The following is a 13939-nucleotide window of genomic DNA, read 5'->3' as shown; positions in this document are numbered from 1 at the left end:
ATCTGACGGGTTCACACCGTACTACCGGCATTTCCCGTTGCGGCGTGGATTCGTCGGCGATTCGAGGATCGTTCAGTTCGCAAACCAGCCGGCTGTCGATGCCGGCCGGGTTGTTTCACTGGAAGCCCCCTGAAAGCAGGATGTAGGCGAGGAGCACGATGGCACCGGTCACGGCCAGCCTCATGAGCATGCCTCCGAAATCATCGAGATTGATGTGGTCCGGAACATGCGTACTTGCCTTGCCTCTCCTTCGTGCCTCCCGCAGTCTTCGGCGAGTCAGTTTCCGCCCTTGCGGCGAGGCGCGTTGGTGTCCGCCGCGGGCTTGAGCTGGTTGGCGAACGAATTCTCAGGCTTTGGCGGGGCCTTCTCCTGCTTCGGTTTTCGCTGCTCGCGGTTGCTGCGTTTCTGTCCCTTGGCCATTGCCGAAAGTCCTTTCAATGAGGGTTGTGCCGTTCCCGGACGGCGGAAGGCCGGCGGCTTCGAGGGCATCCTGCGTCGCTACCCGTTCATGCCGTTCGTCGTCGCTGCGGATGCGGTATTGCGGAGAGTTGTCCCTCGGCGGGAGCGTTCCGGTGACGCGATAGAGTTCCACGGTTGTCGGTGAGACGCCGAACCGGGACTTCATCTGGACCATCTGTCCGATACGGAACAGATGGGTCGCCGTTTCCGGCGAGCGCTTTCGCGCATGGTTTTGGTGGGCTGAAGCAGTCATGCTTTCTCGCAGTCCTCGCCTGGTGCGGCTTGGCGTTCGTCGGGAACAACTGGATCGTCTGTAGTACCGCGACGGTTGCAGACGATGCGAATTGTTCGAATTCCGACGCGCACCGTCACGCGGCGCGTTTGTCTATCGAGGATCCGGAAGGAGATGGCGGGTCGGAGGCGTCTGACACCGCGGAAAAGCCATTTCGGCCAAATCAACGAATACTTCATACATCACGATTGCGTTCCAATTGAGGCCGGCCGCTTTGCGCCTTCGCTCGCACCGTTATTCCGGTATCGCGTCTGGCCCATTCTCCGGTCGGCCTCTGCACAGGTATGATCTCAATATCTTGTGATAGAGGGCGCGCCTTTCGTTGGACCGACATCCGCCCTGAGTTCGTTCATCGAGGCGGCAGGAAGCCTCTACAAAGGCTTTGCCCGCAGCCTGGATCGGCTTCGTACGGTTCTCCTCCATTGTTTCTACCCGGCGCTTCGGAGCCATTGTCCCCGAATTCAGATCCGTTGCATATCTGCATTGACATGCATCGCGTATGTGAGGCATCTCAGATACGAGGCGTATGTCAATTTATGCTGCCACCTGTGAAGTCCCGGATGCTGACGGTCAGGCGATCGGAATGCGGGACGGAGATATATAGAAGGACCATCACATGACACAGCGCGACGCTGTCTTCCCCGCGAACCGCCATGCGCTCTACGAGGCACATGGCTATTCGGCCGCAATCCGTTCGGGCGATCTGCTGTTCGTTTCCGGACAGGTCGGCAGCCGTGCCGACGGCACGCCGGAGCCGGACTTTGCCGCACAGGTTCGCCGGGCCTTCTCCAATCTGGAGGCGACCCTGGTGGCGGCCGGCTGCAGCTTCGACGACATCGTCGATGTGACAACCTTCCATACCGACCCCGAAAACCAGTTCGAGACCATTATGATGGTCAAGAACGAGATCTTTCCCCGGCCCCTTATCCGAACTGGACCGCAGTCGGTGTGAACTGGCTGGCTGGGTTCGACTTTGAAATCAAGGTGATCGCCCGTATCCCCGACAGGGAATCGCGCCGAAATGGCAGCGATCAAAGCGGCTGAACCGGGCAGGGCCGGCAGAACCGTCGGAGCGGGCGATTTGCCCTGATGACGGGGACGGCGGATTCGGGATCGGCGATTTTCGCGCGGCTTCCCGGCGTGGCCAGTCGCATCCTGACTACATCGTGATTCACGAGGCTCCCCGGGAGTATCGGGAATGTTTGGCCGACCTCGCAGCCTGCCGGTCCCGGAGATCGCTGGCACGATCGGCAGACCTGGCCGAGGGATGAAAGGCCTTACGCGCCGGTGCGCCCTTCCGTGCTGCGGCGCTTGCGGATCTCGTAGCCGAGATCGATCACCTGGCGCTCGCGCGGGCCGGGCGCGTCGATCGCCTCGACCAGCATTTCCACGGCCCGCCGTCCCATCTCGTTGCGGAAGGTGCGCACGCTGGTGACGGGTGGCTCGGCGGCCGCCATCATTTCGAAATCGTTGAAGCCGCAGATGCCGAGCCGCTCCGGCACGGCAATGCGGCGGCGCTGGGCCTCGAACAGAACGCCGAGCGCCAGGTCGTCATTGTTGCAGAAGACTGCGTCCGCCTCTGGCGCCTGGCCGATCAGTTCCCCGAAGAGCTGCGCCCCGAGGCTGACAGAGGAGGAGGTGGCGGTGGTGATGACCCGCTTTTCTGAGAAGAGCCCCACCTCGGCCGCCGCATCGCGGAAACCGCGAAAGCGCCGCTGCGAGCGGGGGTCCATGCGGGCCCCGACGAAGGCGGGCTTGCGGTAGCCCTGCTCAGCCATATGCCGGGTTGCCATGCGAGCCGCCTCGTAATGGGAGAACCCTATCATGAGGTCAATCGGGTTCTCATTGATCTCCATGATCTGCACCACCGGGCAGGGAGCGGCCTCGAGCATCTGCTGCGACGTCTCGGATTGATCGATGCCGGTGACGATCAGGCCGGCCGGCTTCTGGCGCAAGAAGAGACGAAGCAGATTTTCCTCTTTGAGCGCCGAATAGCGCGTGTTGCCGAGCTGGATGTAGAACGGAGTCTCCTCGATCGCCGTGTACATGCCGAGGAGCACGTCGGAGAAGACATTGTTGGTGACGGAGGGGATGACGACACCGATGACATCGGTGCGGCTGGAGGCGAGCGCCCGCGCGGCGGGGTCGGGCACATAGCCGAGATCGGCGATAGCGGCGGCGATCTCCTCGCGCAGCCGGACCGAGACTTTATCCGGTGTGCGCAAGGCGCGGGAGACAGTGATTGCGCTAACACCCACGCGAACGGCGACATCCGACAGCGTCACCTTCTTGAATTCGCTTGCCAATTGGCAATCCTCCTGCGGCAGTCACAGTGAATTTAAAGGAGAAGCTTGACAGATGCTAGCGCTAACAGTAGGTGACAGCGCTAACATTCATGTCCGTCCGGACCACGCGCATCGGGAGGAGGGTGTGTCGAAGCAATGCAGGAATGTGCTGGTAATGGGCGTGTGCGGCGTCGGCAAGTCGACCATCGCGCGCCAGCTCGCCGAGTCCTGTGACGGTCGCTTCGTGGAAGGCGACGGCTTTCACTCCCCCGAAAATGTTCGCGCCATGTCGAGCGGGGTGCCGCTGACGGATGCGCAGCGATGGGACTGGCTCGGCGCCATCTGCAGCGAGGTCGAGCGGCTCAATGCCGGCGACCCGCGGCCCGCCTTCATCGCCTGCTCGGCGCTCAAGAAGCCCTACCGTGCGCTGCTTTCCCAGCGGGTCGGGCCGATTGCCGTAATCCATCTCGACGGTGAGCCGACGCTCATCCGCCACCGGCTCGCCGCGCGCAGCGACCACTTCATGCCGCCCAGCCTGCTTGAAAGCCAGCTCAGCGACCTGCAGGCACCCGACGAAGAGGAAGGCTTTCCTCTTCTGCGCCTCGATGTTGCGGACAGTGTCGGGGTGGTCGTGCAAGCGGCTTCCGGGTTCTGCCGGCGTCACGTTGCCAACGTCGGCAGTAACGGGCAAGGTCCGGACTCTGCGGGCAACGAAAAGCAAAGAATCTGAAATCGGAGGAAATGCACAATGAGACCCTTCCTGAAACTTACCTGCGCGGCGGCCGCCGTGTTTGCCTTTTCGGGCGCTGCCACGGCCCAGGAATACAGCTTCACATTCCAGTCCAGCGATCCGGCCGGCAATCCGAACTTCGAATTGCAGCAGACCTGGGTCGAAGCGATCGCCGAGAGGACGGACGGCGACGTGAAGATCGAGCTTCTGCCCGTTGGTTCGGTGGTGGAGCACAACGAGACGCAGGACGCGATCGCCGCCGGCATTCTCGATGGCCACATCACCGACACGTCCTATTTCGCCGGCAAGGATCCCGCCTTCGGTCTGATCGCCAACCCGGTCGGCGCCTGGTCGGCCCCGCAGCAGATGTTCGACTTCATGTCGGAAGGCGGCGGCAATGAATTGATGAACGAGCTGCTGGAGCCCTATGGCCTGCACTTCATCGGCGCCACCACGCCGGGGCTGGAGGCCTTCGTCTCGAAGGTGCCGCTCGAAGGCGTGGACGATCTTCAGGGCCTGAAGATGCGTGCGCCGGAAGGGCTGGTACAGCAGGTGTTCGCGGCGGCGGGCGCGACGCCTGTGAACCTGCCGGGCTCGGAGGTCTTCACCTCGCTCGACAAGGGGGTGATCGATGCGGCCGACTACTCCGTCTTCTCGACCAACCAGGCGCAGGGGCTGAACGACGTCGCCCCTCATCCGGTCTATCCCGGCTTCCACTCGATGCCGCTGGTCGAGGTCTCCATGAACAAGGAGAAGTGGGACGCCCTGCCGGACGACATCAAGACCGCCTTCGAGGAGACCGTAGCCGAATTCGCGCAGCGCCAAGTAAAGGCGCTCGCCGAGAACGATGCCGAGGCGGTCGCGGCCGCCAAGGAAAGCGGCGAGATCACCGTCCACGACTGGTCGGAGGAGGAGCGCGCCGAGTTCCGCAAGATCGCGCAGGGCGAGTGGGAGAAGGTCGCCGCCAAGTCCGAAAAAGCCCAGAAGGTCTACGACCAGCTGACGACCTATCTCCAGGAGAAGGGCCTGGTGGACTGACAGGCAGGACGGCGGCGGGACGGGCCCGCCGCCGCCCGCACGTTCGGGAGGAAGCATGCAGGATGGAGACAGCCATCGTGTGGAGGCGACGGTCGAGACGGACCGCCACCGCGCCATAGAGGAGGCCGGCTGGCTCGGCCGGCTGGTGGACCGGGGCGGCATCATCTTCGCCGTCGGCATCGTCCTCGCCATGCTGATCCTGATCCAGGAAGTGATCCTGCGCTATGTCTTCAACGCCCCGACCATCTGGGCACATGAGACGACGGTTTTCCTGACGGCGACGGCCTTCGTCTATGGCGGGCTCTATTGCACGGCGCGTGATACGCATATCCGCGTCGTTCTGCTCTACGACCTGGCGCAGGGACGCGCGCGGCGCGTGCTCGACGCGGTGATCTCCCTTATCTGCATGGTGTCGAGCGGCTTCTTCGCCTGGGCGGCTTGGCTGATGGTGCGGCGCGCCATCTTCCGCCCCGACGGCTCGATCCATTTCGAGACCTCGGGCAGCGCCTGGGATCCAGCTTATCCGGCCTATCTCAAACTGTTCCTGCTCTTCATCCTGGGGCTGATGGCGCTGCAGTTCCTCATCCTCGCCGTCAACCATTTGCGCGCTGTCTTCCGCGGCGGGGATTCCGCCTGATGGAAGGCCTCGGCTTCCTGTTCGACCTGAAGTCGCTCGGCATCGAATATGGCACCCTCGCCATGTTCGCGCTTTTGTTCGGTCTGCTGCTGGTCGGCATTCCACTCGCCTATGTGACGCTGCTGGTGGCGCTGATCTTCGCCATCGGCTGGTTCGGCCCCGCCGCGGTGCCGCTGATAACGAGCCGCGTCTATTCCTTCGTCTCATCCTTCGTCTTCGTGTCGGTGCCGATGTTCGTGCTGATGGCGGCGCTGCTCGACCGCTCCGGTATCGCGCGCGACCTGTTCGACGCCATGAAGCTGATCGGCGGGCGCGTGCGCGGCGCCGTGGCCGTGCAGACCATCTTCGTGGCCGTCATTCTGGCCGCCATGAGCGGCATCATCGGCGGGGAAATCGTGCTTCTCGGCCTGCTCGCCCTGCCGCAGATGCTGCGCCTCGGTTACGACCGCAACCTCGCCATCGGCGTGATCTGCGCGGGCGGCTCACTCGGCACCATGATCCCGCCCTCGATCGTGCTGATCATCTACGGCCTGACAGCCAACGTCTCGATCGGCGACCTCTTCACGGCGGCCTTCATCCCCGGCTTCATGCTGGCCGGCTTCTACGTCACCTATGTGCTGGTGCGTTGCTGGCTGAAGCCTTCGCTCGCACCGACGCCGGAGCCCGATCCGCGGCCGCTTTCGGAGAAGCTGACGCTGCTCAAGGGCATCATCCTGCCGATTATGGTCGTCATCTTCGTGCTGGGATCGATCTATGGCGGCATCGCCTCGGTGACGGAGGCCTCCGCGGTCGGCGTGGCCGGCGTTCTCCTGTCGACCGTGATCCGCGGCGAGTTCTCGCTGAAGATGCTGAAGGGGGCGGCGCTTCAGACACTGTCGACCTGTGGCATGATCGTGTGGATCGGCATCGGCGCCAGCGCTCTTGTCGGCGTCTTCAACCTGATGGGCGGCATCGACTTCGTTTCCGGTCTGCTTACCGGCGTCTCGGAAAACCCGACCGTTATCCTCCTGGTCATGATGGCGATCCTGTTCCTGCTCGGTATGTTCCTCGACTGGGTGGGGATCGCGCTGCTCACAATGCCGATCTTCGTGCCCGTGGTGGTGGAACTGGGGTACGATCCGGTATGGTTCGGCGTGCTCTTTGCCATGAACATGCAGGTATCCTTTCTCACGCCGCCCTTCGGGCCCGCTGCCTTCTACCTGAAGAGCGTGGCACCGAAGGAGATCTCGCTCGGCAATATCTTCCAGGCGCTGGTGCCTTTTATCTGTCTGCAGATTCTGGCTGTCGGACTGTTGATCGCCTTCCCTGGGATAACAGGCAGATAGGAAACGCGCTAACGGACTTGCCCACCGTCTCGGAACCGGAGCGGCTCGACCATCGGCCGCGTCGCCGGCGCACATGGGGTTCTGGGCGTGCGTCAGCGAAATTCCACGCAGCCGTCGAGCTGGCGATGCGCGCCGCATGGTCGATAGCGTTCAAATCTTTCGACAAAGGAGGAGTGGCTGGTGGTGCCGTACACATGCACTGCGCCCGCAAAGTCTACGCTCCGTCAGCTCGAACGGCGCTGCTGTCCATAGCGTGGTATCTCGTCTCGCTATAGGCTGGAGTGCAAATGATTATTGGATTTGATGCCTTGTGAGCGCTAACGCTCTGAACATTACGAGGAGGAGAAGACGAAAGATGGACGGGGCGACCGGTCGGAACACGACAACCGTGCAGAGATCGTCGGCGGATACGCTATTACGGGTCCTGGCCGAGGCGGGAATCGACTATCTCTTCGTCAACGGCGGCACCGATTTCCCCCCGATCGTGGAAGCCTACTGCCGGGCCGAGGCCGAGGGCTGGGACGTTCCCAAGCCCATCGTCGTCCCGCACGAAAACACGGCCGTCGCCATGGCCCATGGCGTCTATCTGGCGACCGGGCGGATGCAGGCGGTCATGGTCCACGTGAACGTGGGCACCGCCAATGCGATCAACGCCGTGCTCGACGCCAGCCGAGAACAGATCCCGATTCTGCTGATGGCCGGGCGCTCACCCTATTCGGAAAAGGGGCGGCACGGTACCAGGACGCGCTATATCCACTGGGCGCAGGAGATGTACGACCAGGCCGGCATGATCCGCGAGGCGGTGAAGTGGGACTACGAGTTGCACCTGCCCGAGCAGATGTCGGACGTGGTCAGCCGGGCGCTGGAAGTGGCGCAGAGCGGGCCGAAGGGCCCCGTCTACCTGACCTTGCCACGCGACGTCCTGGCCGGCACCGACACCCGCGCCGAACCCGCCCGCGCCATCGCCCCGGTCGAACCCGCACCCGCCGATCCGGCGAAGGTCGCAAGGGTGGCCCGAATGATCGCCGAGGCGGAGCGCCCGGTGATCGTCACCGCGAACGCTGGCCGCGATGCGGAGGCCTTCGATCTGCTTTCCGACATCGCCGAGACCCATGTCCTTCCGGTGACGAGCTACCATCAGCGCTTCACCTCGATTGCCTCGAACCACCCGTTCGAGGCCGGTCACGACCCGATGCCGTGGGTGAAGCAGGCCGATCTGGTGCTGGTGCTCGACTGCGACGTGCCGTGGGTGCCCGCGATCGCCGAACCGCCCGAGAGCGCGAAAATCGTGCATGTGGGCGAAGACCCGATCTTTTCCCGATACCCGATGCGGAGCTTCCGCGCGGACGTCACGCTGGCGACCACGCCTGCCCTGTTTCTCAAGGCGTTGCGTGCTGAACTTGGTGCTGCTTCTCCGGCGGCGCAGGCGCGGCGTGAAGACATTGTTTCCCGCATCGCGGCTGACAAGGCCAGGCTGGCGGCAGCGGCCGAGGACGAGGCTGTCATGACTCCGGAGCTGATCAGCCGGGTCATCGGTGAGGTCGCCGGACCCGAGGCCGTGATCGTCAATGAATACCCGCTGCGCGTGGAGCACTGCGCGCGGACCCGGCCCGGTACCTATTTCGGTCTTTCTCCCGCCGGAGGACTCGGCTGGGGCTTCGGCGCGGCTCTCGGCATCAAGCTGGCCGCGCCGGAGCGGGATGTGATCTGCACCATGGGTGACGGCGCCTATATCTTCACCAACCCCACAGCCAGTCACTGGGTCGCCCAGGCCCAGGGCCTGCCGGTTCTGACGGTCATCTTCAACAACGCGCTGCACGGCGCGGTGCGGAATTCGACCAACGCGATGTATCCCGATGGCTATTCGGCCCGCTCGAAGGGGCGGATGCTGGCCGACCTCTCGCCCAGCGTCGATTTCGAGTCGATGGCGGGTGCGAAGGGCAGGGGGTTCCGCGTCTCCGATCCGGCCGAACTGCGACCCGTCCTGCAACAGGCTCTGGACACCGTGCACGGCGGCGAGCAGGCGCTTGTGAACATCCTCTGCGACTACTGAGGCGGGCGGCATGGCGGCGAAGAGCGCATGGGGTCCCGGCTCGAAGAGCGGGCGTACGGCGCGGCTGACCTGTGCCGCGCCGACCTATGAATTCCTCGAGAAACGCGCCCGGCGCCGGGTGCCGGGCTTCGCCTTCGACTTCGTCCAGGGCGGAACCGGTGCCGATTGGGGCGCAGACGAGAACCGGCGGGCACTCGACGCGGTCCAGATCGTGCCGCGCTATGGCAAGCTGGAGAAGGTCGAAACAGGCGTGGAGATCTACGGGCGGCGCTATGACGTGCCGATCGGGATCGCGCCCACGGGAATGGACGCGCTGATCTGGCCCGGCTCCACCATGGCGCTGGCGAAGGCCGCGGCCCACGGCAACATCCCCTACATCGCCGGCACGCTCGCCAATTCCACGCTTGAGGAGGTGGCCGAGGTGGCGGGCGGCAACACCTGGCTGCAACTCTACGGCTTTCCGCGCGAGGACCACCGCGTGACCTTCGATCTGATCGCGCGGGCAAAGGCGGCGGGCGTTTCGGCCATCGTCGCCACGCTGGACGCGCCGGTGCGCGCCAAGCGCCCGCGCGATCTCTACAACCGCCTGGTGGTGCCCTTCCGCCCCACGCCGCGCACGGTGTGGCAGGTGGCCACCGCGCCGCACTGGGCGCTGGCGCTGCTGCGCAACGGGATGCCGAGATTCGCCAATATCGAACGCTACGTCGAGGGGCGCCCGACACTCGACAACGTGGCCGGTTTCGTCCAGCGCGAGCTGAAGGGTACCTTCAGCTGGGAGGAGATTGCCCGGATGCGCCGCGAATGGGACGGCGCGCTGCTGGTCAAGGGCGTGCTGCACCCCGACGACGCGGATGAGGCAGTGAAGGCTGGGGCGGACGGGATCCTCGTATCGAACCACGGCGGGCGCCAGTCGGACGCCGCGCCAAGCCCGGTGGATGTGCTGCCCGGCATTCGCGACCGCGTCGGTGGACGGGCCGACCTGTTCCTCGACAGCGGTGTGCGCAGCGGGCTCGACGCGGTGCGCGCGATGGCGCTCGGCGCGCGGGCGGTGTTCTGCGGTCGGGCCTATCTCTACGCGCTGGCCGCGCTCGGCGACGAAGGGGCTAAGCATTTCGCCGATCTGATCCGCGAGGAATTCGCCGTGGCCATGGCCCAGTCCGGCGCGTGGTCGCCAGCGAGGCTGGGCAATGTTACCTTCCGGCATCCGGGCGCATTCGACTTCGGAGCCTGAGGCGATGGCACCGCACCCTTTCTGGACATTTTCGCTGGACCGCTACGGGCGGGATGGCGTGGCGCCGCTGTGCCTCGAACTGCAGGAGCGGCATTGGGCGGATGTGAACCTCGTCCTCTTCGCGCTGTGGCTGGGGCGGGACGGACGCGGGCTGGATGCCGAGGGTGCCGCGCGCGCGGCCGAGGCGGTAGCCGAGTGGCATCTTCACGTCGTGCGCCCGATGCGCGGCGTGCGCCGCTGGCTCAAGAATCGCGCGATCGAGGATCGTGCCGCCCGCGACCGTCTGCGCGCCGCTGTTCAGAAATACGAGATCGAGGCGGAACGGATGGAGCAGGATATGCTTTTCGCGCTGGCGCCCATGGTTGCCGCAGATCTTCCCGACGCTACCGACCCCGCCACAACCATGGCCCGCAACGCCGCGCACTTCTGCACGCCCCGGGGCGATAGCGCGCCGGAGGCTACGCTGGCGAGGCTCGCCACGCTCTGTCTTTAAGAACCCTCGCTGTCCTTCCAGCGCCGCACCGTTCCGCTGTCTATGCCGAACTGGTCCAGCACGCGGCCGAGTGTGTGGTCCACCATCTCTTCGAGCGAGGCGGGCCTGGCGTAGAAGGCCGGCACCGGCGGCGCGATGATCGCGCCGATTTCGGCCAGTGTGGTCAGGGTCCGCAGGTGACCCAGGTGCAGCGGCGTCTCGCGCACCATCAGAACCAGCTTGCGCCGTTCCTTCAGCACCACATCGGCGGCCCGCGTAAGCAGGGTGGAGGTCACGCCCGTGGCGATCTCCGAGGCCGAGCGGATCGAGCAGGGCGCCACGATCATGCCCATGGTGCGGAACGACCCGCTGGAGATCGCCGCGCCGATGTCCTCCGGCTTGTAGCAGACGTCGGCTAGCTCGCTGATCCGCGCGATCTTGTGACGGGCCTCGCAGGCGACCGTCACCTCTGCCGAGCGCGACATGACAAGATGGGTCTCCACCTCCACCTCGCGCAGCAATTGAAGCAGCCGGATGCCGTAAATCACTCCGGACGCGCCGGAGATGCCCACGATCAGACGTGCGGGGCCTTGCGCCATCGCGGTCTTCCTTTCTTGACTTCCGCTATCTTGCGGGACGACGCGTTATCGCGGCAACTAACTATGCCCTATCCAGCCAATAACAGCGCATTATACCTTGGCGCTCGTGTCGGCGGCGGATCAGACTTCCGACAGGCCGTTCTCGTCGCGAAGCTGGCGCTCCACGTCGAAGGAATATTCGATCATGTCCTCGCGGATCTCGGCGATCAGCGCCTCGGCGGCGGCGCTCAGAGGGCGCGCAGGGTTCGAGACATAGACCAGCCGCCGGGGGATGTCGGGCGTGATCGGATAGGCCTTGAGGTGCCCCTGCCGCAGCGCGCGAAAGACGGCGATGGGGGGAAGGATGGTGAAATAGTCGGTGGCGCGCACGAAATCTTCGATCAGCTTCAATTCGTCGAACTCCATCCGCGGTGTCAGCGCGATGTTCTGCTCGGCCGCGGCGCGGTCCATGATCAGCCGCAGGCCGTGGCGCTGCGAGGGGATGACCAGCTTCAACTCGTTAATCCGCTCCAGGCTGACCGGTCCGTCGAATTCCATCCCGGTGTCGGAGGAGGCAATCAGGCACAGATCCTCGGTGACGATGTCGACCATGCGTGGGTCGCGCAAATGCGGCGGCGCATTCACCACGATCAGGTCGAGGCGCGAGGTGCGCAGCATCTCCTGCAGGTCGGTGGTGTAACCCCCGGTCGCCTTCACGCGCACCTCGGGATATTTCAGGACGAATTTTTGCAGCGTTTCGCCAAGTGCCTTGTTCGCGACCGACGCGACAACGCCGATCGAAACGGTGCCGCGGATCTGCTGCTGGTCGCCCGACAACGCCTGGCTGGCGGTTTCGAGGTCTCGGATAATGCCGGAAAAGCGCGTATAGGCCTCTTCGCCTTCACGGGTGGGGAGCATGCCCTTGGGGGTGCGGCTGAACAGGGGGCGCCCGATTTCCTCCTCGAGTTTCGAGATCTGCTGGCTGAGCGCCGGCTGGACGACGTTGAGCCGCCTTGCGGCGCTGGTCAGCGAGCCTTCCTCGTACACGGCGAGGAAGTACTTCAACTGTCTGAATTCCAAGGCAGACCTCCAGCTTAAATCCGGTCATGTCGCATTCTATCACGCGTTGTTATTCCTTCAATCAGTCATCATTAATAGAATTGATTGCCGCCTTCCCTTAGCGTCCAGGAGGATCAGGAGGAGGCGAATGAACGAGGGCGGCAACGCGCCAATCGCACCAGGCGACGACTCCCGGCGGCGTGACATGGATCTGCGGGGCTGGCTGCGGCGCATGGAAGACACCGGCCGGCTGGCGATCGCCAAACCGGGTGCTTCGCTGCGATTTGCGGTGGCTGGTCTGGCGAACCGTCACGACGGTCGGCAGGCACTGGTTGCTCCTGCGCCTGAAGGGCATCCCGACGGCATCGTCGTTTCGGGCCTGCTGTCACGGCGGGAATGGATGGCCGAAGCGCTGGGCATCGCGCCCCAGGACCTGTTGGCCGAGTTCCAGGCCGCCATTCGTTCGCCCGTTGCCGTACGCGAAGTGGCCGATGCACCGTGCCAGGCAGTGATCCACGAGGACGTGGACCTGACGCGTCTTCTGCCGATCCCGACCCACAACGAACACGACAGCGGTGCCTATATAACCGCGGGCCTCGTGATCTGCCGCAACCCGGAGACCGGGGTGCAGAACGTCTCGATCCACCGGCTCCAGATTTCCGGCCCGCGCGAAATGGGCGCCCTGCTGCTGCCGCGCCATACACTGAGCTTCTTCACCGAGGCGGAGGAGAGGGGCGAGGATCTGGAGGTCGCGGTGGTGATCGGTGCCTCGCCCGCCTGCCTCCTGGCTTCGCAGGCCATCGTGCCGATCGATTTCGACGAACTGACGATCGCCGGCGCACTCGGCGGCGCGGGTGTCGAGGTCGCGCGCTGCCGCACGGTCAACCTGCTGGTCCCGGCGCAAAGCGAGATCGTCATCGAGGGCCGCTTCCGCGCCGGCCTGCGCAAGCCCGAAGGTCCGTTCGGAGAGTTCCCGCAATATTACGGTGAGCGCGCCGACCGGCACGTCCTGGAAGTCGATTGCGTCACGACGCGTCGGAACCCGATGCTGCACACCATCGTCGGAGGTGCGCTCGAACATCTGATCCTGGGCGCCATTCCGCGCGAGGCGACGATCCTGAATTCCCTGCGCGACAACTTCCCCAATGTGCAGGACGTGCATCTCGCCCCCGGCGGGACCTGCCGCTACCACCTCTACATCAAGATGAAGCCGCGCCAGGCCGGCGAAGCGAAAAACGTCATCATGGGCGCCTTCGCCGCGCATTACGACATCAAGCACGTCGTGGTGGTGGACGAGGACGTGGACATCCACGACGCCGAGATGGTCGAGTGGGCCGTCGCCACGCGCTTCCAGGCCGACCGCGACCTCGTGGTGGTGTCCGGGGTGCAGGGCTCGAAGCTCGACCCCTCTACCGACAATGGCTACGGGGCGAAGATGGGCCTTGATGCGACGGTGCCGGCCGATGTGCCGCCGTTCCGGTTCACCCGTATCCGCGTCCCGGGCGAGGCGGAGATCGACCTCAACGCGGCCGTCGCGCAGGGAATGACCCTGGCCCAGGTGCTGGGCGAGGGCGCGTGATGGCACAGGCGCAGGTCCAGATTCTGCAAGACGCACCCGCCGACGCGCTCGCCATCGACGAGGTGCGGGCGTACCCGGTCTCCGTACCGCTGCCCGAACATGCCCGGGTCATGCTCGGCGTGGGCACGACGGTCAAGCGCGACGCCGTGATCGTGCGGGTGCGGACGAAGGGCGGGTTGACCGGTTGGGGCGAGGCGCACC

The 13939-nt window shown here is 64.8% G+C and carries 12 protein-coding genes and 2 pseudogenes; 10 read left to right on the top strand and 4 right to left on the bottom strand.

Annotation, left to right across the window (positions count from 1 at the left end; all coding sequences use genetic code 11):
* Window positions 1-276 precede the first annotated feature (276 nt).
* Window positions 277-420 (bottom strand): hypothetical protein, encoded by a 144-nt coding sequence (locus tag ACFP9U_RS03615; RefSeq protein WP_378619092.1) that lies wholly within the window; start codon window positions 418-420, stop codon window positions 277-279.
* A gap of 947 nt (window positions 421-1367) precedes the next feature.
* On the opposite strand from ACFP9U_RS03615, the pseudogene ACFP9U_RS03610 reads away from it, so the two are divergent.
* Window positions 1368-1795 (top strand): annotated as a pseudogene (locus ACFP9U_RS03610) (RidA family protein).
* A gap of 233 nt (window positions 1796-2028) precedes the next feature.
* On the opposite strand, the gene ACFP9U_RS03605 reads toward ACFP9U_RS03610, so the two are convergent.
* On the bottom strand, window positions 2029-3057 hold the full coding sequence (locus tag ACFP9U_RS03605; protein WP_378619090.1) for a LacI family DNA-binding transcriptional regulator: 1029 nt from the start codon (window positions 3055-3057) through the stop codon (window positions 2029-2031).
* A gap of 124 nt (window positions 3058-3181) precedes the next feature.
* On the opposite strand from ACFP9U_RS03605, the gene ACFP9U_RS03600 reads away from it, so the two are divergent.
* The 7 genes from ACFP9U_RS03600 to ACFP9U_RS03570 all read left to right on the top strand — a co-directional run bounded on the left by ACFP9U_RS03600 (window position 3182) and on the right by ACFP9U_RS03570 (window position 10543).
* On the top strand, window positions 3182-3766 hold the full coding sequence (locus ACFP9U_RS03600) for a gluconokinase (RefSeq protein WP_378619089.1): 585 nt from the start codon (window positions 3182-3184) through the stop codon (window positions 3764-3766).
* Between the two features lie 18 nt (window positions 3767-3784).
* Window positions 3785-4804 carry a TRAP transporter substrate-binding protein gene (locus tag ACFP9U_RS03595; protein WP_378619088.1) on the top strand — a complete coding sequence of 340 codons (1020 nt, stop codon included), beginning with the start codon at window positions 3785-3787 and terminating at the stop codon, window positions 4802-4804.
* A 55-nt stretch (window positions 4805-4859) separates the two neighbouring features.
* Window positions 4860-5441, top strand: a complete 582-nt coding sequence (locus ACFP9U_RS03590; RefSeq protein ID WP_378619087.1) for a TRAP transporter small permease subunit — start codon at window positions 4860-4862, stop codon at window positions 5439-5441.
* Entirely contained in the window at window positions 5441-6766 is a 1326-nt protein-coding gene (locus tag ACFP9U_RS03585) for a TRAP transporter large permease (RefSeq protein ID WP_378619086.1), read from the top strand. Before ACFP9U_RS03590 ends, ACFP9U_RS03585 begins: the two co-directional genes overlap by 1 nt.
* Window positions 6767-7121: 355 nt before the next feature.
* Window positions 7122-8819 carry a thiamine pyrophosphate-requiring protein gene (locus ACFP9U_RS03580; protein WP_378619085.1) on the top strand — a complete coding sequence of 566 codons (1698 nt, stop codon included), beginning with the start codon at window positions 7122-7124 and terminating at the stop codon, window positions 8817-8819.
* Between the two features lie 10 nt (window positions 8820-8829).
* Complete coding sequence (locus ACFP9U_RS03575; RefSeq protein WP_378619084.1) at window positions 8830-10050, top strand: alpha-hydroxy acid oxidase; 1221 nt, start codon at window positions 8830-8832, stop codon at window positions 10048-10050.
* 4 nt (window positions 10051-10054) lie between these two features.
* A complete protein-coding gene (locus ACFP9U_RS03570) occupies window positions 10055-10543 on the top strand; it encodes a TIGR02444 family protein (protein WP_378619083.1) in 489 nt (162 codons plus the stop codon).
* Here ACFP9U_RS03570 and ACFP9U_RS03565 read toward each other — a convergent pair.
* Together ACFP9U_RS03565 and ACFP9U_RS03560 are read right to left on the bottom strand one after the other, a co-directional pair.
* On the bottom strand, window positions 10540-11121 hold the full coding sequence (locus ACFP9U_RS03565; RefSeq protein WP_378619082.1) for a UbiX family flavin prenyltransferase: 582 nt from the start codon (window positions 11119-11121) through the stop codon (window positions 10540-10542). The genes ACFP9U_RS03570 and ACFP9U_RS03565 overlap by 4 nt on opposite strands.
* A 120-nt stretch (window positions 11122-11241) precedes the next feature.
* Window positions 11242-12180, bottom strand: coding sequence for a LysR family transcriptional regulator (locus ACFP9U_RS03560; protein ID WP_378619081.1), 939 nt, complete (start codon window positions 12178-12180; stop codon window positions 11242-11244).
* 127 nt (window positions 12181-12307) lie between these two features.
* Here ACFP9U_RS03560 and ACFP9U_RS03555 point away from each other — a divergent pair, with 127 nt between their 5' ends.
* Both ACFP9U_RS03555 and ACFP9U_RS03550 read left to right on the top strand, forming a co-directional pair.
* Window positions 12308-13738, top strand: coding sequence for a UbiD family decarboxylase (locus tag ACFP9U_RS03555; protein ID WP_378619080.1), 1431 nt, complete (start codon window positions 12308-12310; stop codon window positions 13736-13738).
* Window positions 13738-13939, top strand: a pseudogene (locus ACFP9U_RS03550) (hypothetical protein); the annotation flags it as partial. The gene ACFP9U_RS03555 and the pseudogene ACFP9U_RS03550, both read left to right, overlap by 1 nt.

Source organism: Nitratireductor sp. GCM10026969, assembly GCF_042660605.1.
Classification (GTDB): Bacteria; Pseudomonadota; Alphaproteobacteria; order Rhizobiales; family Rhizobiaceae; genus Chelativorans.
The sequence above is the reverse complement of the archived record's forward strand: the minus strand, read 5'-3'. Positions and strand labels throughout refer to the sequence as shown.